The sequence below is a fragment of the Burkholderia sp. AU45274 genome (assembly GCF_030482505.1).
In the GTDB taxonomy this organism is placed as follows: domain Bacteria; phylum Pseudomonadota; class Gammaproteobacteria; order Burkholderiales; family Burkholderiaceae; genus Burkholderia.
Genome location: NZ_JAUJQE010000001.1, coordinates 506,630 through 528,065 on the forward strand (window position 1 = coordinate 506,630; position 21,436 = coordinate 528,065).

Genomic DNA, 21,436 nt, shown 5'->3' on the forward strand with positions numbered 1-21,436 from the left:
GGATTCCCATGGACAACAACGATCCCATCCTGCGCTACTACGAAGCGGAAATGCGTTACCTGCGCGAGTCCGGCAAGGAATTCGCGAAGGCGCATCCCGACCGCGCGCGCCTGCTCAATCTCGACCGCGTCGGCGATCGCGATCCGTACGTTGAACGTCTTTTCGAGGGCTTTGCTTTCCTGACGGGCCGGCTCAGGCAGAAACTAGACGACGAATTGCCCGAACTGACTGAAGGGCTCGTCAGCCTGCTGTGGCCGCATTATCTTCGGATGATTCCGTCGCTGTCGATCGTCGAGTTGACGCCGTTCGCGGAGAAACTGCAGAAGTCGGAAGTCGTACCAGCCGGCGTGCCGGTGCGGTCCGCGCCGATCAACGTGCCGTCGCCCGGCGGCGCGGAAGGTATGACGCCGCGGACGGTGCAATGTCTGTATCGGACGACGCAGGCCGTTGCGCTGCAGCCCGTGTCGATCACGCATGCTGGGCCGACCGTGCGCCACGACGGTCGCTCGGTGATCCGTCTCGGCTTCTCGCTGCAAGGGTCGGCGCTGCGTAGCGAAACGAACCTGTCGCGGCTTCGGCTGCATCTGAATGCGGATCTGCCGACCGCATTCGCTATGCATCTTGCGCTGACGCGGCAGGTCGATGCGATTTATTGGCGTGTCCCGGAAGTCCGCGACGGCGAACCAGGGGCGCTTACGGGCGTGACGATCGAGCCGGCGGGTTTTTCGACGGAAGAACGGCTGTGGCCCAAGGCCGATGCGGCGTTCTCCGGATATCAGCTGCTGCTCGAATACTTCACGTTCCGTGAGAAATTCCTGTTCGTCGATCTATGCGGACTGGATATCTCGACACTGCCCGAGAAATCGACTCGCTTCGAGCTGGAGATCCTTCTGAAGGAAGCGTATCCGTCGGATCAGCGTTTCAACGCGGAGAACGTCCGGTTGTTCTGTTCGCCGGTCATCAACCTGTTCGAACTGGATGCCGAGCCGATCGAAATCGACCATCACGAAACCGAATATCGCGTGGTGCCGGCCGGCCATCAGGGCGAGCATGTCGAGACGTATTCGGTCGATGCGATCGCGACGTTCGATCACGACTCGGCCGAGCGCTACGAATACGTGCCGTTCGCGACGTTCCGGCATCGCGGCGGCATGCTGCGGCACGAGGCGCCAGAGCGCTATTTCCACACGCGCGTGCGTTCGGGCGTATCGGGGCTGCACGAAATGTGGGTGATACTCGGCGGCCACGCGTGGGAAACGATGGACACGCTGCCCGAGGAAAGCCTGTCGCTGCGTGTGACGGGCACGAACGGGCTGCTGCCGCGCAAGGGGCTGCGCGAAGCGAGCCTCGACGAACTGGCGGCCAGCACGCCCAATGTCGCGGGCGTGCGCAATCTCGCATCGCCGACGTTACCGCTGTATCCGCCGACCGAAGATCGCTTCCAGTGGCGCGTGCTGTCGCATCTCGCACCGAATTTCCTGTCGATGATGAACGCGGAGGTGTTGCGCGGCGCTTTGGCGCTGTACGACTGGACGCACGAGGAACTGAACCGGCGGCGGCTCGCCGGCATCCTGCATGTGTCGCAGGAAATGATCGAGGAGGTGTCGGGAGGAGCGGTCGAGAGAGGTGTCTTGATCGAAGTCACGCTCGATGCGCATGCGTTTTCCGGTGAAGGCGACGTGATGCTGTTCGGCGAACTGCTGCACCGGTTCTTTGGCGCATACGCGGAGATCAATCTGTTCACGAAGCTGGCGATCGTCAGCCTGCCGTCCCGCTCGCGGACGGAGTGGCCGCGCAGCAAGGCTCAGCGGGCGCCGCTATGAGTCTTTCGATCGATCGGATGAGTGCTGAAGCCGGTGAGCCGAAAAGCCTGCCGGCTGTGGCCGTGAAGTTGTTCGAGCGGGCGCCGAGGATGACATTCATGCAGTTCTGTCGTCTGCTGGAGGCATGTGCGCCCGGACGCCCCGGCCTCGGCACATGTGATACGCCGGAGCATGAGCCGGTGCGATTCCGGCCGCGTCCCCGGTTGGGTTTTCCGGCGGGCGAGGTGGCCGCAGTAGAGTTCGACGACGAGCACCTCGATGCGCCGCCGACTGTGCGCACGACTTTCATGGGTCTCTATGGCGTCGATGCGGCCATGCCGTCGCACATGATCGACGAGATCGTGTTGCGGGAGGAGGGACATGAAGCGGTCGAGGCGTTTCTCGAACCGTTCAACCACCGGATGGCGACGCTGCTTTATCGCGCGTGGAAGAAATATCGTTATCCGGAGCGCTTCCGGGCCGGCGGTGTCGACGATTATTCGCAAAACCTGTTGTGTCTGGCGGGATTCGGGTGGGGCGACAAGCCTTCGCGGGCAGGCCTGCCGAACTCGCGGATGCTTGCGTTGCTGGGGCTGTTGATTCAGCGGACGCGCACGTCGGAAGGGCTGGCCGGCGTGGTGGCGCTCGCCGCGCCGGGGGCCGATGTTCGCGTCGACGAATTCTGGGCTGTGACGACGAGTAGCGGGCGACCGACACCGTTGACGTCGGCGAAGCCGGATGCCGGCGTGTTGTCGAACGGGCAGCGTAGCGGGCTCGGCGGCGGCTACGTGCTCGGCAGGCGTCTCGCGTATCGCAGTCGAGCCGTGCGTTTGACGTTGTGGCCCGTTGATGCGCAGCAGGCTCAGGACCTGCTGCCGGGTGCGTGGCTGCATCGGGAGGTGATGGCATTCATCCAGCTGTATGTCGGCATCAAGGCCGACGTGCATTTGCGGATGAAGGTGTCGACACGGTTCGTTCCGAAGCCGGCCGTTGGAGTCGAACGTGCCGCCCCCGCGCCACGTCTCGGCTGGACGACTGTGTTGCCGTCAGTCGATGAACGACTGATCGATATCGCCTTGGGTGTCTATGAGGCGTTGCCCGCGCCGCGACCCAATCCGCATCTCGTGCCGCGCACGATCTGACTCCGGAGTGTTTATGTTCTATCGAATGAGTGCGGCCACTGCCGCTGCCGTATTGCTGCTGTCGGGTTGCGGTGCGTGGCAATCCGTGTCGGATGCCTCGTCGAATGCGTATCGTGCGGTGTTTTTCAAGCAGGTGAAGGTGCTTGATGTCGATTTGACTGCGCGCGCCGCATTGAATCCGGACGACGTAGGACGGCCCACGTCGGTTGCCGTGCGCGTCTATCAACTGAAGGATCGCAAGGCGTTCGATGCGGCGTCGTACGACGATCTGCTGAAGAACGATCGGACCGTGCTGGCCCAGGATTTGCGAGCGGATATGTCGACCGTCGTGAACCCCGGCGCTTCGTCGAGCTTGTCTCAACCGATGCAACGCGAGACGGAGTATGTGGCGATCGTCGCGTTGTACCGCGTCCCCGGAGCTGCGGCAGACTGGAAGCGGGTCGTCGAGAAAAAGAAGCTCGATCCGGATAAGCCTCTACGTCTCGGTTTGACGTCGAATGGATTGCAGATGGCGGGGGATAGGTCGAAATGAAAGTCTTGCAACCCATTCGGAGCGGGAACAAGCCATTCACGCTATCTAAACGACTCAGGCTGGCAGTTTTGCTTGGCATTATCGTGTCCGCTCACGCGGTGGCTCGAGATGTGCAGTCTCCATCCATTGCGCCGCTCGCTGGAAAGCCGGACGGTTTCGTTCCCCAAGGCTGGAAGCTGGAATATCAGACGAAGGGTGACCTGAACGGTGATGGCCGCGACGATCTTGTGCTGGTCTTGCGTGACAATGATCCTGCGAACGTGATATCGCATGACGGCATGTGCGAGAACCCGTTCGACGCGAATCCGCGTGTTCTTGTCGTTGCCTTTGCGCAGCTGGATGGCCGGTACGCTGTCGCGTTGCGAAACGATACGCTCATATCGGCCCGGGAATCCCCCTGTCTCGCGGATGCTTTGGAAGAAGGGAGCGTGATTGTCGACCGAGGCGCGTTGCGGGTCACGCTGAGTCGTTTTGCCAGTGCAGGGAGTTGGGAAATGGGATCCACCACCTATACATTCCGATGGCAAGACCGGAATTTCATGCTGATCGGCTATGACAACTTCTCGACGATGCGCAATACGGGCGTCGTACGAAACCTCAGTGTGAACTACTCGACAGGCAAGGCCAAGATATCGGTCGGAAATGTGTCCGACGACCGCGAGCGTACACGATGGGTAAAGCTGCATACGCAGCGTCGCTGGACGCTGGACCAGATTGGCGACGGCTTCGAGTTTTCCCGGTCGCTGCCGAGTGTCGAATAGTCGTCAATGCTGGGGGGCATGGCGTCACTACGACGCCATGTTCTGCGACCCATGCGCCGGACAACCGGCGGCATGGGCCGCACTGGGATCACCGATCATCCTCCCGCACCGAAGACGGATGCCGGCACAGCGCCCGCACTTCCATCTCCATATACGGAAATAGCGGCAACTGGCTCAGCAGGTCATGCAGCTGCTGCACACTCTCGACGTCGAAAATACTGACGTTCGCATACTGCCCGGCGATCCGCCACAGATGCCGCCAGGTCCCTTCGTTCATCAGCCGCTGGCACATCGCCTTTTCTTCCGCCTTCAGCGTGGCCGCCTTGACCGGATCCATGTCCGTCGGCAGACGGACGGTCATTTCCACATGAAACAGCATCCTGCACTCCTTGCGTTATCGGTTCGTCGAATCGGAAGGCCACTCACGCCTGCGCGCGGGCCCGCTCGACTTCGCTGCCCGGCACGTCCTGCTTGTCCTTGAGCAGCGAGAAATCGAAATCGATCAGCGCGAACTGCCCGTCGACGCCATACGGCTTGCCTTCCGCGCCTTCGGCCTGCTTCACCGGCGGGATCAACCCGTCGCGCGTCGCGAAGGCGAAGTCGTCCCACAGATGCGGATCGCCATCGATGTTGATCTGCGTCGTCAGCTTACGATAACCGTCCGCCGAAACGAAGAAGTGAATGTGCGCCGGACGATGGCCGTGGCGGCCGAGCTGGTCGAGCAATTGCTCGGTCTTGCTGCCCGGCGGCACGCTGTAGCCGACCGGCAGCACGCTGCGGAAGCTGTAGCGGCCTTCGGCGTCGGTGCGGATCGAGCGGCGCAGGTTGAACGCGGGCTGCGACTGATCGAAGTACGAGTAGTTGCCGAGATGGTTCGCGTGCCATACCTCGACCAGTGCGTTCGCGATCGGCGCGCCGTCCTGGCCAAGCACCTGGCCGCGCATGATCAGCGTCTGGCCCGGGTCGGTGCCGTCGTCGAGACGCGCATGGCCGACCGATTCCGGCGCACCGGCGACATACAGCGGCCCTTCGATCGTGCGCGGCGTGCCGCCCTGGATGCCGGCCTTTTCCTCGGCTTCGTCCATGCGCACGTCGAGGAAGCGCTCGAGGCCGAGGCCCGCGGCGATCAGCCCGAATTCGCGGCCGGCTTCGTTCAGGTAGTTCAGCGCCGTCCAGAATTCGCTCGGCTGCACGTCGAAGTCCTCGATCGTGTAGCAGATGTCCTTCACGATCCGGTTGACGATCGCGCGCACGCGCGGGTTGCCCGGCTTCTCGGCGGCGTCGTCGAAGGTCTTCAGCAGTGCGTCGATGGCTTGCTTGTTCATCTGTGTCTCCGGTTTCGGTGGTCGTGTGGGGATCAGCGGGCGTCGCGTCGCATCCGTTCGATGCGGGCCCAGTCGAAGGTGATGCCGAGGCCGGGCGCTGCCGGCAGGTGCAGCTTGAAATCCGCGTAGCGCAGCGGCTCGACGAGGATTTCCTCGGTGAGCAGCAGCGGGCCGAACAGTTCGGTGCCCCATTTCAGCGAGTCGAACGTGCTGAACAGTTGCGCGGACGCCATCGTGCCGGCCGCACCCTCGAGCATCGTGCCGCCGTACAGCTCGATGCCGGCCGCCGCCGCGATCGACGCGACGCTCGCCGCACCCTGCAGGCCGCCCGATTGCGCGATCTTCACCGCGAACACGTCGGCCGCGCGATCCTGCGCGAGCGCGAATGCGTCGACGGGGCCGTGCAGCGCCTCGTCGGCCATGATCGGCACCTGCGCCAGTTGCGTGAGGCGTTTCAGCCCCGCGCGGTTGGTCGCGGCGATCGGCTGCTCGACCAGGCTCACGCCTGCTTCCGCCAAGCGCGCGCCGGCCCAGATCGCGTCGGTTTCGCTCCATGCCTGGTTCACGTCGACGCGCACGTCGCCGCGCTCGCCGAGCGCGCGCTTGATCGCGATCACGTGCGCGACGTCGTCGGCCACGGCGTTCGAGCCGATCTTCAGCTTGAACGCGCGGTGGCGGCGCGCGTCGAGCATCGCTTCGGCTTCCGCGATATCACGCTGCGTGTCGCCGCTCGCGAGCGTCCATGCAACATCGACCGCATCGGTCCGGCGGCCGCCGAACAGCTCGGACAGCGGCACGCCGAGGCGGCGCGCCTGCGCGTCGAACAGCGCGGTCTCGATCGCGCACTTCGCGAAGCGGTTGCCCTGGAACAGCTTGCGGGCGCGCGCCAGCGCAGCGCCCGGGCGGGTCGCGTCCATGCCCTGCAGCAGCGGCGCGAAGTAGGTGTCGATGTTGACCTTGATGCTTTCGGGGCTCTCCTCGCCGTACGCGAGACCGCCGATGGTCGTCGCCTCGCCGACGCCTTCGATACCGTCCGTGCATCGAACACGCACCAGCACGAGGGTCTGGCAATTCATCGTGGCGACCGACAGTTTGTGGGGCCGGATCGTAGGCACGTCGACGAGCAGGGTCTCGATGCGTTCGATGGTGGCGGCAGTTGCTATCATGCGATTCCTCCTGTTGGTGCACATGGTAGGAATTCCCGCCCCGCGTCGTCCAACACTCTTTCCGACTACTTCCATACCTTTGAGGCATGAAATGGAATTGCGTCAGCTCCGCTACTTCATCGCCGTCGCCGAGGAAATGAACATCACGCGGGCGGCGGAGCGGCTGCACATGACGCAGCCGCCGCTCAGCCGCCAGCTCCAGGCGATCGAGGACGAAATCGGGCTGCCGCTGTTCGAGCGCGGCGCGCGGCCGCTGAAACTGACGGATGCGGGGCGCGTGTTCTATGCGCAGGCGAAGCGCCTCGTCGACCAGGCCGACGAGCTCGGCCCGCTGACGCGGCGGCTCGCGCAGCTGTCGGAGCGGATCGTGATCGGCTTCGTGCCGTCGACGCTGTACGGCGCGCTGCCGGACGTGATCCGCGCGTTTCGCGAGGCGCAGCCGGACGTCGAGTTGTCGCTGATCGAAATGTTCACGCTCGAGCAGCTCGGCGCGCTGAAGGGCGGGCGGATCGACGTGGGCTTCGGCCGGCTGCGCTTCGACGACGACCAACTGGTGCGCGAGGCGCTGATCGAGGAAAAGCTGATCGCGGCACTGCCGGTCGGGCATCGGCTCGCCGATCCGGCCCGGCCGCTGACGCTCGCGGATATCGCGAACGAGACGCTGATCGTCTATCCGAGCACGCCGCGGCCGAGCTTCGCCGATCAGCAGCTCTCGGCGCTGCGCGACGGCGCGCTGGTGCCGGCGGCCGTTCACGAGGTGCGCGAGCTGCAGACGGCGCTCGGGCTCGTGGCCGCGCAGGTCGGCGTGTCGCTGGTGCCGGAGAGCGTGGAGGGCGTGCGCGTGAAGGGCGTGGTCTACCGGCGGTTGCCGGAGCCGGCCGCGACGTCGCCGATCATCATGAGCCGCCGGCTGCACGGCGAAAGCGCGGCGACGGCCGCGTTTTGCGCGATTGCGCGGGAGATGATCGTGCCGGCGGGTTGACGATTGTCATTAACTTCTTCGAATTGCAACTAACGGTCTGTTTCGGCAAACACTGGCAGAGGCGGGGAGGGCGCCGCGATGTCATGCGCTGTCGTGCGAGCGCTTCGGCGGTTCCGCAAGCCGCCGGGCCCGGCCGCGCGCGCATGCGTGACGACGTTACCGCTTCCCGTCGAGCGTTTCCGACGGCGATTCCCCGAACTTTTCCCGATACGCGATCGCGAACCGCCCCAGGTGCGTAAACCCGCAATCGAGCGCGACATCGGCGATCCGCCGGTCGGACACCGCGCCGCGCAGCAGCTCGCGCGCGTGGTCGAGCCGCGTCGCGCGCAGGTATTGCATCGGGCTCATCCCGCGGAACTGCAGGAACGCGTCGCGCAGCGTCCGTTCCGGCACGTTGGCGGCCTGGACGATATCGGCGAGCTGCAGCGGCTGCGCGTAGTGCGCGTTCACGAACTCCTGCGCGCGCCGCACGAAACCCGGCGCCGGGTCGCGATGCGACGCCTGCAGCACGGACGGCGGGTGGCCTTCGATCAGCAGGTCGATCAGCAGGTGCTCGAGCTGGGAGGCGACGCGCGGGTTCGCGTTCGCGCGTTCGAGCAGTTCGGGCGAGCGGGCGACGAGCATCAGCTGCTGGCGCCACGCGGCGAGCGCGGCGTCGCTGACGTGCAGCACGGGATCGAGCGTCGCGCGCGGGTCGCCGGTCAGCGAGCCGACGGTCGCGGCGTCGATGCGCAGCACGAACTGCTCGCAATCGGCCGACAGCACCGCGTCGAAGCGTTCGCCGGGCGCACACAGCACGCCGGTCTGGCCGTCGACGCCGAGCTGTCGCCCCATCGCGCGCACCTCGGCCTGGCCCGACAGGCAGAACATCAGCAGGTAATAGCCGTCGACCGCGTCGACCTGCACGCGCATCGCGTCGCCGAACGCGATCGTGCCGATCCCGAGCCCGCCCAGCTTGACGAAATCCATGTGCGACGCGCCATGCGTGCGGCCGTTCGGCAGCAGTGCATGCGGCTGCATCACGCGCGAGATCCGCTCGCGCGTCTCGTCGAGATCGCGGGATTCGAACAGCCGGTGCGCGCGCAGCGCGAGCGGCTCGAACGACGTTGGGGACATGGGCATCAGCCTTGGTGTAGACGGCGTGCGTATCGATCCGATCAATGGGTCGCGATCGAGCGCACGGTCGTGTGTGCCGTCATGCTAGCGCAGAAATCCGCCGAAAGTGGATATTGCACCGCCGCAATCGCACTTTCCGGATAGACGGCGAATATTAGCTTTTCAAAAATCGGCTCCATGCATTCAACGCAACGGATCGACAAGGAGTCCGACATGGAGCAGACAGAATCGCCCGTCGTTTTCGCCGCGCGCGACGACGCGTCCGACGTGACCTTTCCGCACGACGACGGCTCGCGCGTGCCGTACAAGGTGTTCAGCTCGCGCGCGGTCTACGATCGCGAGCAGGAGCGCATCTTCCGCGGCCCGACGTGGAACTTCGTCGCGCTGGAGGCGGAAATCCCGAACGCCGGCGACTTCAAGAGCACGTTCGTCGGCGATACGCCGGTGGTCGTCACGCGTACCGAGGACGGCACGCTTTCCGCGTGGGTGAACCGCTGCGCGCACCGCGGCGCGCAGGTGTGCCGCAAGTCGCGCGGCAACGCGAGCTCGCACACGTGCGTCTATCACCAATGGAGCTTCGACAATTCGGGCAACCTGCTCGGCGTGCCGTTCCGGCGCGGCCAGAAGGGGATGTCCGGGATGCCGGCCGACTTCGACCCGAAGCAGCACGGGTTGCGCAAGCTGCGCGTCGACAGCTATCGCGGGCTCGTGTTCGCCACCTTCAGCGACGACGTGATGCCGCTGTCCGACTATCTCGGCGAGCAGATGCGGCCGTGGATCGACCGGATCTTCCACAAGCCGATCGAGTATCTCGGCTGTACGCGCCAGTACTCGAAGTCGAACTGGAAGCTGTACATGGAGAACGTGAAGGACCCGTATCACGCGAGCATGCTGCACCTGTTCCATACGACCTTCAACATCTTCCGCGTCGGGATGAAGGCGCGCTCGATTCCGGATGCGAACCACGGGCTGCACAGCATCATCACGGTGACGAAGACGGGCGACGACACGTCGGCCGCGTACAAGCAGCAGAACATCCGCTCGTTCGACGAAGGCTTTCATCTGGAAGACGAATCGATTCTCGACCTCGTGTCGGAATACGACGAGGACTGCACGAACCATATCCAGCCGATCTTCCCGCAGCTCGTGATCCAGCAGATCCACAACACGCTGGTCGCACGGCAGATCCTGCCGAAAGGCCCCGACAACTTCGAACTGATCTTCCACTTCTTCGGCTACGCGGACGATACGCCCGAGCTGCGCGCGCTGCGCATCAAGCAGGCGAACCTCGTCGGGCCCGCGGGCTACATCTCGATGGAGGACACCGAGGCGACCGAGCTCGTGCAGCGCGGCACGGTGCGCGACGGCGACGCGACGTCGGTGATCGAGATGTCGCGCGGCAATCCGGACCAGCAGGACACGGTGATCACCGAAAGCCTGATCCGCAAGTTCTGGGTCGGCTACCAGAAGCTGATGGGCTATTGAAGCGGGAGCGCGGAACGATGGAAAACCTGACGGAAGACATGAAGACGTGGTTCGAGATTTACATGCTCCAGAACCGCTATATCGGGCACCTCGACAACAACCGGCTCGAAGCATGGCCGACGATGTTTACCGAGGACTGCACGTACGAAATCGTGCCGAAGGAGAACGCCGACCTCGGGCTGCCGGTCGGGATCGTCCACTGCACGAACCAGCGCATGCTGCGCGACCGCGTGGTGTCGCTGCGGCACGCGAACATCTACGAAGAGCATACGTACCGGCACATGACGTCGGGCCTGACGATTGTTGCAGAACGTGACGGCGAGATCGACACCGAGAGCAACTACGTCGTCGTGCAGACGCGCAGCAACGGCGAGTCGAACGTGTACCAGGCCGGCAAGTACTACGACACGGTCGTGCGCACGCCGGACGGGCTGCGCTACAAGACCAAGCGGGTGATCTACGACACGTCGCGCGTGCAGACGCTGCTCGCCACCCCGATCTGATACGGAAGCAAGGAACAGACATGACCGAAGCAACGCTCGCCGAGTGGCATCCGCTCGGCGCTTTCGACGAATTCTCCGAAGACGAACCGGCGGCGCGCGTCGCCGGCCAGAAGCCGATCGCCGTGTTCCGGATCGGCGACGAACTGTTCGCGATGCACGACCTCTGCACGCACGGCCATGCGCGGCTGTCCGAAGGCTATGTGGAGGACGGCTGCGTCGAATGCCCGCTGCACCAGGGGCTGATCGACATCCGCACCGGCGCGCCGAAATGCGCGCCGATCACCGAACCGGTGCGGACCTATCCGATCCGGATCGTCGACGGGCAGGTGGAAGTCAATGTCGGCTGACCCGTTCGTGATCGTCGGCGCCGGGCATGCCGCGCGGCGCACGGCCGAAGCGCTGCGCGAGCGCGACGCGGCGGCGCGCATCGTGATGATCGGCGCGGAGCGCGAGCTGCCGTACGACCGGCCTGCGCTGTCGAAGGATGCGCTGTTGACGGACGGCGGCGAGCAGCGTGCGTTCGTGCGCGCCGCCGCGTGGTACGACGCGCAGCGCATCGAGCTGCGGCTCGGTACGCGCGTCGATGCGATCGAACGCGATGCGCAGCGCGTGCGGCTCGACGATGGCACGACGCTGGCTTATGCGCGGCTCGTGCTCGCGACGGGTTCGCGGGTGCGCATGTTCGGTGGTGAGATCGACGCAGGCGTCACGCCGCACTACGTCCGCACGGTCGACGATGCACGTGCGTTGCGCGCGCAGCTTGCGCCGGGCCGCCGCGTGGCGGTGCTCGGCGGCGGGTTCATCGGGCTGGAGGTCGCGGCGGCGGCGCGCCAGCTCGGGTGTGACGTGACGGTGATCGATCCGGCGCCGCGCCTGCTGCAGCGCGCGTTGCCGGAAGTGGTCGGCGCGTATGCGCATCGGTTGCACGATGCGCGCGGCGTGGTCTTCCAGATGGCGACGCTGCCGCGCGCGATCCGTCGCGCGCCGGGCGGCGGCGCGATCGTCGAGACCGATCACGGCGACGTGCCGGCCGACCTCGTCGTGGTCGGCATCGGTGTGGTGCCGAATGTCGAGGTCGCGCAGGCGGCCGGGCTCGAGGTCGACAACGGGATTCGCGTCGACGCGGGCTGCCGCACGGTCGATCCCGCGATCTTCGCGGCGGGCGAGGTGACGATGCACTTCAATCCGCTGCTCGGGCGTCACGTGCGGATCGAATCGTGGCAGGTGGCCGAGAACCAGCCGGCGGTTGCGGCCGCGAACCTGCTCGGTGCCGACGAGACCTATGCCGAGCTGCCGTGGCTGTGGTCCGATCAGTACGACTGCAACCTGCAGATGCTCGGGCTGTTCGGCAGCGAGCGCACGATCGTCGTGCGCGGCGATCCGGCGAGCGGGCCGTTCACGGTGTTCGGCCTGGGGGATGACGGCAGGATCGTCGCGGTGGCCGCGGCGAACCTGGGGCGCGACATCGGCGCATCGCGCCGGTTGATCGCGGCGGGGGCGGTGCCGGACCCGGTGAAGCTTGCGGATCCGGCGGTGAACCTGAAGACGTTCATGTAGCGGGCGCTCGGTCGTCCGGGCCGGCGTGCGGTGACGATGCCGGCCGGCGCCATGTGCAATCCGCCGGTCCGATCCGGCGGCGTCCGATACGCTCGACGCGTGCCGCAATGTTTGTCGGCAGCCCCGCAACCGGTGCATATTAGCGGCATCGTTCGCCCGACCCGTTGCCCATGACGCCAGACAAAGCCCTCGAACTGAAACGCAGCAAGCGCCGCGCGCTGTGGCTGCTGCTGGCCGCCGTCGCGGTGTTCGTCACGACGATCCTGCTGCCGCGCGGCCCGTGGGTCGACGGCGTCAAGGCCGTGGCCGAAGCCGCGATGGTCGGCGCGCTCGCCGACTGGTTCGCGGTCGTCGCGCTGTTTCGGCGCGTGCCGATCCCGTTCGTGTCGCGCCACACCGAGATCATTCCGAAGAACAAGGACAAGATCGCCGACAACCTCGCGGTGTTCGTGCGCGAAAAATTCCTCGGCCCCGACGCACTCGCCGCGCAGATCCGCCAGCACGATCCCGCGCAGAAACTCGGCGCGTGGCTCGGCGAGCCGGCGAACACCGAGGCGCTCGGCGGCTATGTGACGAAGCTGATGAGTTTCGCGCTCGACATGACCGACGACGCGCGGATCCAGTCGTTCGTGCACGACGCGTTTCGCGCGGTGATCGACCGGATCGACCTGTCGCAATCGGCCGGCGCGATCCTCGACACGCTGACGAAGGACGGCCGCCACCAGGCGCTGCTCGACGACGCGATCGAACAGGTGGTCGACGTGCTCGACAAGGAGGAGAACCGCGAGGTGATCGCGGGTTTCATCGTCGAATGGCTGAAGACGCAGTACCCGAAGGTCGAGAAGATCATGCCGACGCAGTGGTTCGGCGAGAACGGCGCGCGGATGCTCGCGAGCGCGGTGAGCCGCGTGCTGGAAGGCGTGGCGGCCGATCCCGAGCACGAGCTGCGGCAACGTTTCGACCGGACGGTCGTGCGCTTGGCCGAGCGGTTGAAGCACGATCCCGCGTTCATCGAGAAGGGCGAGGAGATCAGGCGCTATATCCGCGACGGCGCCGCGTTCAACGACTATGTGCGTGACCTGTGGGACCAGTTGCGCGCGTGGCTGAAGGCCGATCTCGCGCGCCCCGATTCGGCGCTGCACCGGCAGGCCGCGATGCTCGGCGGCTGGCTCGGTGCGCGGCTCGCGGAGAGCCCGGCATTGCGTGCGTCGCTGAACGAGCACGTCGAGAAGGCCGTGCACGAGATGGCGCCGGATTTCGCGGATTTCCTGATGCGCCACATCCGCGACACGGTACGCAACTGGGATGCGCGCGAGATGTCGCGGCAGATCGAGCTGAACATCGGCAAGGATCTGCAATACATCCGCATCAACGGCACGCTGGTCGGCGGGCTGATCGGGCTCGGGTTGTATCTGGTGTCGCTGGTGCCGCGCTGGGCGGCCGGCTGGCTGCACTGACGCGGGCACGCGCGTTGCGCCCGTGGCGCGATGCGGTGCGCCGCCGGGTTACGCGACCGCCTTGGCGCCGTGCAATTGCAGGCCGAGCGCCTTGATGACTTTCAGGATCGTGCCGAAGCTCGGGTTGCCGTCGTGCGACAGCGCCTTGTACAACCCTTCGCGCGACAGGCCTGCATCGCGCGCGACCTGCGACATGCCGCGTGCGCGGGCGATCACGCCGAGGGCATGCGCGATGAAGGCGGAATCGTCGCCGGCTTCCTGCAGGCACGCGTCGAAGTACTCGGCCATGTCGTCTTCGGTTTTCAGGTGTTCGGCCGAATCCCACGGCCGCGTGTTGATCTTGTTCATCGATCACTCCATGTCGAGGTGCGCGAGCATTGCGTGCGCGGCGCGTATGTCGACCCGTTGCGTCGATTTATCGCCGCCGCAGAGCAGGATCACCCATATCGTTCCGCGCCTTGCGTAATAGATGCGATAGCCGGGGCCGTGGTCGATACGCATTTCGACGACGGGGGAGCCGGCGGATTTCCCGTCGCCCGGATTGCCCATCGACAAGCGGTCGATGCGCGCCTGAATGCGGCGCCTGGCGAGGCGATCGGGCAGGCAGGCAAACCAGGCATCGAAGACGTCGGTGGTCCGGATGCTGTACGTAGGCGCACTGTAGGGCACGGATTGCAGGATGTCAACCATGGTTCACATGCTCGATGAATGGAATCGGTTGCGCCTACGGTAGTGCCGCGCGCGTCGTTCGAGGTCGAATTGGCCGTCAGGCCGATCCTGTCGCGAGGCCGGGGCCGGCCATCCGGTCGAAGCCGGAATTCCGCGAATCCGTCTACAATCAAAAACGTCTTTGCCGCCCGTGCGCGCTCGCCGCGCGCGGGCGGGTCCGTTCGTCCTCCGGCATCCGGAGGCGCCGCCGCGCATCACGCATCGAGCATCGCGTGTTGCGCGGCGAGCAGTGCCGTGGTCTGTGTCCAGTAGGTAAGGCGTCCGCGTGCCGTAGGCCGGCGCGCGTCCTGTACGCCGCGTGTCCGTAGGCCGGGCAGGCGGCATAACCGAGAGTCCCCTTGACGTCCTCGTCCGCCTAAAGGCGGAGGATTCCCACACCTGGCGATGCACGTCCGCATCGGAGAATGTTCAGCGCAGCGTTGATATCACGATCATGCTCGACACCACATTCACTGCAGGCCCACTCTCTTACTCGCAGTCCCGCGATACCTTTCGGCCGCGTCGTGCTGTCTTTCGATCCGCACGCCGAACAGGACTGGGTGGAACCGCTTTCGTCGACTTCCTCGAACGTGGCTCCGTGCGCGATCGCTTTGTAGCGGAGCTTGTTTCGGAAGGACGACCAGGACGCGTCGTAGACGCTCTTCGCCATCCTGGTTCTGGCGAGTTTGACAGCCGACACGTTGCCGACCGCGATGTAATCGAAACGCCGCACCAGATCGAGTGCCAGCTTGTGCTGGAAGTCGGCACGGGTATTCGCCACCTTGGCGTGCAGCTTCGCGATATGCCGCTTGTGCTTTCGCGCCCGCTGCGCTTTCGCCAGCTTTTCCGCCGCGCGTCGACCGAACCGGTCATTCGGCAGTTTTTCTCCGGTCGAAAGTGTGGCGAAGTCTTTCAGGCCGAGATCGATGCCGACGCCGGAACGGATCGGGCGGGCCTGAACATCCGGCATCTCGATCACGATGTTGAGAAACCAGTTGCCGCGTGCATCCTGCGCGAAGTTGGTTCCGTCCTTGATCTTGCCTTCGGGAAGCGCCCGGCTGTTGAACACGCGGAAGGTGTTGCCGGCGAAACGAAACGCGTCACCCTCACGCTTCAGGTCGCGGCCCTTCAGAGGCACCCAGCCAAGCGATTTCTTGCCGCGATAACGCAGGTAAGGCCGACGGTGCTGACTGCGCGACTTCGCATATTGCTCGCACGTCGCGTTGACCGTGCCGGAGTGGATGCCGAGCGCCTTGCTGCTACCCGTGGTCAGCACATTCAAATCAAAACCCGTTGGCCACCTCTTGTTCCACTTGAGCGCGTGCTTCTGCGTGTCGTTGCAGAAGTTCCAGACGTAGTTCACCGCACGGCTCTGCTTGTTGAGCAGTCCGTTGAGCGACTTCACTCGGTAGCGGTAGACAAGGACCATGCCGGTGATCCTAACCCGTCGAAGAAGCTGCCTGTCAACAGCACGCCTGTCCTTCCCGCCATCAAGGGCGGGGTTTCTCGGAGCAAATTTTGATGAAAGCATCGGATCTGTTCGTGAAGGCGCTGGAAGCCGAAGGCGTCGAGTACGTGTTCGGCATTCCCGGCGAGGAAAACCTCGATCTGCTCGAATCGCTGCGGCGATCGAAGATCAAGCTCGTGCTGACCCGGCACGAGCAGGCGGCCGGGTTCATGGCCGCCACCTACGGCCGCCTGACGGGCTGCACCGGCGTGTGTATCGCCACGCTCGGGCCCGGCGCGACGAACTTCGTGACGGCCGCCGCCTATGCGCAGCTCGGCGGCATGCCGATGCTGATGATCACCGGGCAGAAGCCGATCAAGTCCAGCAAGCAGGGCCACTTCCAGATCGTCGACGTGGTCGACATGATGCAGCCGCTCACGAAGTTCACGCGGCAGATCGTGTCGATCGGCAACATCCCGTCGGCCATACGCGAGGCGTTCCGCCGCGCGGAGGAAGAGCGCCCGGGCGCCGCGCACCTCGAGCTGCCGGAAGACATCGCGCACGAGGAGGGCGACGGCAAGCCGATCCCGCGCAGCTACAGCCGGCGGCCGGTGGCCGAGGAGAAGGCGGTCGCGCATGCGGTCGACGCAATCCAGGCCGCGCGGCATCCGCTCCTGATGATCGGCGCGGGCGGCAACCGCAAGACCACCTGCAAGATGCTGCTCGAATTCGTCGACAAGACGGGCATCCCGTTCTTCACGACGCAGATGGGCAAGGGCGTGATCGACGAGACGCACCCGCTGTGGCTCGGCAACGCGACGCTGTCCGACGGCGATTTCGTGCACCGCGCGATCGAGCATGCGGACTGCATCATCAACGTCGGCCACGACGTGATCGAGAAGCCGCCGTTCTTCATGCGTACCGACGACAAGACCGTGATCCACGTGAACTTCCTCGGCGCGCAGGTCGACCCCGTCTATTTCCCGCAGATCGAGGTGGTCGGCGACATCGCGAACGCGGTGTGGCAGATGAAGGAGGCGGTGACGCCGCAATCGCACTGGGATTTCGAGCGCTTCCGGATGATCAAGGAGCATTTCGACGCGCATCTGCAGAAGGGGCAGCACGACTCGCGCTTCCCGATGTACCCGGTGCGGATCGTCAACGATCTGTACAACGCGATGCCGGTCGACGGCATCGTCTGTCTCGACAACGGGATGTACAAGATCTGGTTCGCGCGCTACTGGCGCGCGCACGAGCCGAATTCGCTGCTGCTCGACAACGCGCTCGCGTCGATGGGTGCCGGGCTGCCGTCGGCGATCGCGACGAAGATCGTGCATCCGCAGCGCAAGGTGATCGCCGTGTGCGGCGACGGCGGTTTCATGATGAATTCGCAGGAGCTCGAAACGGCCGTGCGGCTGAAGCTCGACCTCGTCGTGATGATCCTGCGCGACGACGCGTTCGGGATGATCCGCTGGAAGCAGGAGAACATGAATTTCCCCGATTTCGCGATGACGCTGCAGAACCCCGATTTCGTCGCGTATGCGCAAAGCTACGGTGCGCACGGGCATCGTGTCGAATCGGCCGACGATCTCGAGCCGCTGCTGCGCGAGTGTTTCTCGTCGCCGGGCGTGCACGTGATCGACGTGCCGATCGACTATTCGGACAACGAGCGCGTGCTGAACCGCGAGATCAAGCGCCTGTCGGCGCAACTCTGAATGCCACGTTCACAGGAAGGAGTCGTTCCATGTTGAAGGAAACCTATCCGTACTACCTCGCCAACGAAGCCGTCTACGCGAACACCGATCTGGAGGTGACGGACAAGTTCAGCGGCAAGGTCGCGACACGCGTCGCGCTGGCCGATGCGAAGGCCATCGACGCGGCGATCGGCGCGGCGGTCGATGCCGCGAAGCCGATGCGCGAGTTGCCGGCCTACAAGCGGCAGGCCGTGCTCGACCATTGTGTCGCGCGCTTTCGCGAGCGCTTCGACGAGCTGGCCGAGGCGCTGTGCATCGAGGCCGGCAAGCCGATCAACGATTCGAAGGGCGAAGTGACGCGGCTGATCGACACGTTCCGCGTGGCGTCCGAGGAATCGGTGCGGATCGACGGCGAAATCATCAACCTCGAGATCTCCGCGCGTGCGCAGGGCTATACGGGCTACACGAAGCGCGTGCCGATCGGCCCGTGCTCGTTCATCTCACCGTTCAACTTCCCGCTGAATCTCGCCGCGCACAAGGTCGCACCCGCGCTCGCGGCCGGCTGTCCGTTCGTGCTCAAGCCGGCGAGCCGCACGCCGATCGGCGCGCTGATCATCGGCGAAGTGCTCGCGGAAACCGACTTGCCGAAGGGCGCATTCTCGGTGCTGCCCGCGCATCGCGACGGTGCCGACCTGTTCACGACCGACGAGCGGTTCAAGCTGCTGTCGTTCACGGGTTCGCCGGCCGTCGGCTGGGCGTTGAAGGAGAAGGCCGGCAAGAAGAAAGTCGTGCTGGAACTCGGCGGCAACGCGGCCGCGATCGTCGATGCGGATCAGCGCGACCAGCTCGACTACGTGGTCGAGCGCCTTGCGTTCGGCGCGTATTACCAGTCGGGCCAGAGCTGCATCGGCGTGCAGCGGATCCTCGTGCATGCCGACCTGTACGACGCGCTGCGCGAGAAACTGATCGCGAAGACGCGTTCGCTGAAGATGGGCGACCCGAAGGATCCGTCGACGTTCGTCGGCCCGATGATCTCCGAATCCGAATCGCGCCGGCTGTCGGGCTGGATGGACGCGGCCGTCGCGGCCGGCGCGAAGATCGTCGCGGGCGGCAAGGTCGATGGCGCGATGTTCGAGGCGACGCTGCTGGAAAACGTCGGGCGCGAACAGGACCTGTACCGGAAGGAGGCATTCGGCCCCGTCGCGATCCTCGAGAAGTTCGACCGCTTCGACGAGGCGCTCGCGCGCGTGAACGACAGCGACTTCGGGCTGCAGGCCGGCGTGTTCACCGATTCGCTCGCGCATGCGCAGCGCGCGTGGGACGAGCTGGAGGTCGGCGGCGTCGTGATCAACGACGTGCCGTCGTTCCGCGTCGACAACATGCCGTACGGCGGCGTGAAGGATTCGGGCCTCGGCCGCGAAGGGATCCGCTACGCGATCGAGGACATGACCGAGCCGCGGCTGATGGTCGTGCGGCGCCGGTAACGCGCGGGCAGGCGGCGCGGTGCCGCGACGGCACGCGGGCGGGCGATCGGGCCGGCCCGCGTGCCGTTTTTCATGGTGCCGCACACCTTGGGCCGGCGCCGGGCCCGCACCGTGACTGACTCGCACGGCGGGCGGCTCGAACGCGCTCGACTGCCGGCCTCGCCTCGTGATGTAATCGCGCGAAACTGCCGACCGGGGTACGACACCGGAACGCGCGAATTCATTCTTCACGAGGTCGATTCATGTCCCCCGTCTCGGCATTCAAGCTGGTTTTGTTGTCATTTCTCGCGATCGTCGCGCTCGAATGCATCGCCAAGCGGCTGCGGTTGCCGCCCGCGGCCGCGCTGCTGATCGGCGGCATCGGCATCGCGTTCATTCCCGGCCTGCCGCCGATCAATCTCGATCCGGAACTGGTGTTGCTGGTGTTCCTGCCGCCGCTGCTGATGGACGGCGCGTACTTCTCGGTGTGGGAGGAGTTCAAGCGCAACGTCGGCGGCATCCTGCTGCTCGCGATCGGCGCGGTCGTGTTCACGACGTTCGCGGTCGGCTTCGCCGTGCACTGGGTGGCGCCGTCGCTGCCGTGGGCCGCGTGCTTCGCGCTCGGCGCGATCGTGTCGCCGCCCGACGCCGTGGCGGCGAAGGCCGTGCTCGAGCGCGTCGCGCTGCCGCGCCGGCTGATGGTGCTGCTCGAAGGCGAAAGCCTGCTGAACGATGCGGCCGGCCTCGTGCTGTTCCGCTTCGCGGTCGTCGCGGCGCTGTCAGGCACCTTCAGCCTCGGCCACGCGGTCGTGGGTTTCGCGGAACTCGGGCTCGGCGGCGTGGTGGTCGGCTTCGTGGTCGGCAAGCTCGTCGTGTGGTTCCTGAAGCTGCTCGACGACGACTATCTCGTGATCACCGTCGCGGTGATCGCCGGCTGGATCGCGTATATCGCCGGGGAAATGGTCGAAGTGTCCGGCGTGATCGCCACCGTCACGGCCGGCATGATCGTCGGCTGGCATCAGCACGAGGTGTTCTCGGCGGCGGTGCGCACGCGCGGCACCGCGTTCTGGCAGGTCATCGTGTTCCTGCTCGAAGCGATGGTGTTCGTGCTGATCGGGCTGTCGCTGCGCGGCGCGATCCACCGGCTCGGCGGTTTCGAGCAGGTGCTCGCCACGATGGTGCCGCCGATGCTCGCGGTGCTGGCGGCGGTGATCGTGTCGCGCTTCGTGTGGATCTACGCGGTCGAGGCGCTGAAGTGGCCGGTGCGCGGGATCGCGCGGCGCGGCGAAGCGCCCGACTGGAAGGCCGCGACGATCATGAGCTGGGCCGGGATGCGCGGCGTCGTCACGCTGGCGATCGCGCTGTCGCTGCCCGAGGCGATGCCCGGCCGCGACGTGATCCTGGTCGCGTCGTTCGCGGTGATCCTCGTCACCGTGCTGCTGCAGGGCACGACGATCGGGCCGCTGATCCGGCTGCTGCGCCTGCCGCAGCGCGAAGAACGCGCGTCGCACCACCTGACCGAGCCGCAGACGTGGGCATACGTCGAGGCGGCGCAGCTTGCGGCGATCCAGCCGCTCGTGCGCGACGAGAACGGGGTCGTGATCCATCCGCGCCTGCTCGAGCAGTACACGTATCGTGCGGAATTGACGGAAAGGGCGAAGAACGAGCCGACGTATCCGGCTGAAGTGCGTGCCGCGCACTACGACGTCGTGCTGGCCGCGATCCGGGCCGGGCGCGCGGAACTGTTGCGCCTGCACCGTTCGGGGCGCATCCACGACGAGATGCTGCACGCGCTCGAACGCGACCTCGACCTGCAGGAAGTGTCCGCGCAGCACGCGCGCGGGTAAGGCCGCACACCTCCGTCACATCGCCATCGAGCGGCCGGCGTCAGCCGGCCCGAAGCGCGCCCGGCCGATCGTTGCCCGGCGCGCTTTTTTTCTTTCGCGTGCCCGCCGATGGGGTGGATATTCATCCGGCCCTCAAATGCGACGGCAGCCAGCCTTGCAGCGCATGCAAGCCTTATCGCGCGGGTCTCGCAAACGTTATCGTCTTTCGAATCCGGAAATGATCCGATTTAACTGTTTCCGTCTCTTTGTGCATATTTGGCAAAACTAAACCGGATTGAGATAGATGCTGTGTTCTAATTTCATTTAGAATCAGCCGGTTATGTTTATTGAGAGAAAGGATGCGGAGGTAATACGGCCGCCAACGGGGAGAAATCGGCGTCCGAAACCCTGCAAGGCGGTGCCGACAGGCCAATTCGGCGGAATCAGGCGGGGTTTTCAACCGCTGAAAT

At 65.4% G+C, this 21,436-nt stretch carries 20 protein-coding genes; 13 read left to right on the plus strand and 7 right to left on the minus strand.

Features of this window, described 5'->3' with window-relative positions:
• Positions 1 to 8 precede the first annotated feature (8 nt).
• From tssF to QZM35_RS02375, 4 genes are read left to right on the plus strand one after another with little or no spacing between them, the layout of a single operon-like run.
• A complete protein-coding gene (tssF, locus tag QZM35_RS02360; RefSeq protein WP_301775341.1) occupies positions 9 to 1,823 on the plus strand; it encodes a type VI secretion system baseplate subunit TssF in 1,815 nt (604 codons plus the stop codon).
• 17 nt (positions 1,824 to 1,840) lie between these two features.
• On the plus strand, positions 1,841 to 2,944 hold the full coding sequence (tssG, locus tag QZM35_RS02365; protein ID WP_089428089.1) for a type VI secretion system baseplate subunit TssG: 1,104 nt from the start codon (positions 1,841 to 1,843) through the stop codon (positions 2,942 to 2,944).
• A gap of 13 nt (positions 2,945 to 2,957) precedes the next feature.
• A complete protein-coding gene (gene tssJ / locus QZM35_RS02370) occupies positions 2,958 to 3,476 on the plus strand; it encodes a type VI secretion system lipoprotein TssJ (RefSeq protein WP_089432320.1) in 519 nt (172 codons plus the stop codon).
• Entirely contained in the window at positions 3,473 to 4,237 is a 765-nt protein-coding gene (locus QZM35_RS02375; RefSeq protein ID WP_301775342.1) for a hypothetical protein, read from the plus strand. The genes tssJ and QZM35_RS02375 overlap by 4 nt, the downstream gene beginning before the upstream one ends.
• An 88-nt stretch (positions 4,238 to 4,325) precedes the next feature.
• Here QZM35_RS02375 and catC read toward each other — a convergent pair whose 3' ends face one another.
• Genes catC through QZM35_RS02390 form a run of 3 tightly spaced genes read right to left on the minus strand, consistent with a single transcriptional unit; the run spans position 4,326 to position 6,728 of the window.
• Positions 4,326 to 4,616 carry a muconolactone Delta-isomerase gene (gene catC, locus QZM35_RS02380; protein WP_011355923.1) on the minus strand — a complete coding sequence of 97 codons (291 nt, stop codon included), beginning with the start codon at positions 4,614 to 4,616 and terminating at the stop codon, positions 4,326 to 4,328.
• Positions 4,617 to 4,659: 43 nt separating this feature from the next.
• The gene (catA, locus tag QZM35_RS02385) at positions 4,660 to 5,562 is read right to left on the minus strand and encodes a catechol 1,2-dioxygenase (RefSeq protein ID WP_089428087.1); all 903 of its coding nucleotides are present in this window, start codon (positions 5,560 to 5,562) and stop codon (positions 4,660 to 4,662) included.
• A 32-nt stretch (positions 5,563 to 5,594) separates the two neighbouring features.
• Positions 5,595 to 6,728 carry a muconate/chloromuconate family cycloisomerase gene (locus QZM35_RS02390; protein WP_089428086.1) on the minus strand — a complete coding sequence of 378 codons (1,134 nt, stop codon included), beginning with the start codon at positions 6,726 to 6,728 and terminating at the stop codon, positions 5,595 to 5,597.
• 91 nt (positions 6,729 to 6,819) lie between these two features.
• On the opposite strand from QZM35_RS02390, the gene QZM35_RS02395 reads away from it, so the two are divergent.
• A complete protein-coding gene (locus QZM35_RS02395; protein ID WP_089432321.1) occupies positions 6,820 to 7,710 on the plus strand; it encodes a LysR family transcriptional regulator in 891 nt (296 codons plus the stop codon).
• Positions 7,711 to 7,866: 156 nt separating this feature from the next.
• Here QZM35_RS02395 and andR read toward each other — a convergent pair whose 3' ends face one another.
• Positions 7,867 to 8,826, minus strand: a complete 960-nt coding sequence (gene andR, locus QZM35_RS02400) for an anthranilate 1,2-dioxygenase regulatory protein AndR (RefSeq protein ID WP_089432322.1) — start codon at positions 8,824 to 8,826, stop codon at positions 7,867 to 7,869.
• Between the two features lie 213 nt (positions 8,827 to 9,039).
• On the opposite strand from andR, the gene andAc reads away from it, so the two are divergent.
• The 5 genes from andAc (at position 9,040) to QZM35_RS02425 (ending at position 13,828) form a co-directional block, all read left to right on the plus strand.
• A complete protein-coding gene (gene andAc, locus QZM35_RS02405) occupies positions 9,040 to 10,311 on the plus strand; it encodes an anthranilate 1,2-dioxygenase large subunit AndAc (protein ID WP_089429154.1) in 1,272 nt (423 codons plus the stop codon).
• A gap of 17 nt (positions 10,312 to 10,328) precedes the next feature.
• Entirely contained in the window at positions 10,329 to 10,814 is a 486-nt protein-coding gene (andAd, locus tag QZM35_RS02410; protein WP_059521536.1) for an anthranilate 1,2-dioxygenase small subunit AndAd, read from the plus strand.
• Between the two features lie 20 nt (positions 10,815 to 10,834).
• Positions 10,835 to 11,161 (plus strand): anthranilate 1,2-dioxygenase ferredoxin subunit AndAb, encoded by a 327-nt coding sequence (andAb, locus tag QZM35_RS02415; RefSeq protein ID WP_006479527.1) that lies wholly within the window; start codon positions 10,835 to 10,837, stop codon positions 11,159 to 11,161.
• Positions 11,151 to 12,371, plus strand: coding sequence for an anthranilate 1,2-dioxygenase system ferredoxin--NAD(+) reductase (gene andAa, locus QZM35_RS02420; RefSeq protein WP_089432324.1), 1,221 nt, complete (start codon positions 11,151 to 11,153; stop codon positions 12,369 to 12,371). Before andAb ends, andAa begins: the two co-directional genes overlap by 11 nt.
• A gap of 170 nt (positions 12,372 to 12,541) precedes the next feature.
• Positions 12,542 to 13,828, plus strand: coding sequence for a DUF445 domain-containing protein (locus QZM35_RS02425; protein ID WP_089428081.1), 1,287 nt, complete (start codon positions 12,542 to 12,544; stop codon positions 13,826 to 13,828).
• Positions 13,829 to 13,876: 48 nt separating this feature from the next.
• Here the strand turns inward: QZM35_RS02425 and QZM35_RS02430 are convergent, their stop codons facing one another.
• The 3 genes from QZM35_RS02430 to QZM35_RS02440 all read right to left on the minus strand — a co-directional run bounded on the left by QZM35_RS02430 (position 13,877) and on the right by QZM35_RS02440 (position 15,965).
• Positions 13,877 to 14,176, minus strand: a complete 300-nt coding sequence (locus QZM35_RS02430) for an addiction module antidote protein (protein WP_089432325.1) — start codon at positions 14,174 to 14,176, stop codon at positions 13,877 to 13,879.
• Between the two features lie 3 nt (positions 14,177 to 14,179).
• Entirely contained in the window at positions 14,180 to 14,518 is a 339-nt protein-coding gene (locus QZM35_RS02435) for a type II toxin-antitoxin system RelE/ParE family toxin (protein ID WP_301775343.1), read from the minus strand.
• A gap of 394 nt (positions 14,519 to 14,912) precedes the next feature.
• On the minus strand, positions 14,913 to 15,965 hold the full coding sequence (locus QZM35_RS02440; RefSeq protein ID WP_089432327.1) for an RNA-guided endonuclease TnpB family protein: 1,053 nt from the start codon (positions 15,963 to 15,965) through the stop codon (positions 14,913 to 14,915).
• Between the two features lie 92 nt (positions 15,966 to 16,057).
• Between QZM35_RS02440 and QZM35_RS02445 the strand changes: the two genes are divergently transcribed.
• From QZM35_RS02445 to QZM35_RS02455, 3 genes are all read left to right on the plus strand, one after another.
• Complete coding sequence (locus QZM35_RS02445) at positions 16,058 to 17,698, plus strand: acetolactate synthase large subunit (protein ID WP_301775344.1); 1,641 nt, start codon at positions 16,058 to 16,060, stop codon at positions 17,696 to 17,698.
• Between the two features lie 29 nt (positions 17,699 to 17,727).
• Positions 17,728 to 19,161, plus strand: coding sequence for an aldehyde dehydrogenase family protein (locus QZM35_RS02450; protein WP_089432328.1), 1,434 nt, complete (start codon positions 17,728 to 17,730; stop codon positions 19,159 to 19,161).
• Between the two features lie 242 nt (positions 19,162 to 19,403).
• Positions 19,404 to 20,987, plus strand: coding sequence for a Na+/H+ antiporter (locus QZM35_RS02455; RefSeq protein ID WP_089428076.1), 1,584 nt, complete (start codon positions 19,404 to 19,406; stop codon positions 20,985 to 20,987).
• Positions 20,988 to 21,436 lie beyond the last annotated feature (449 nt).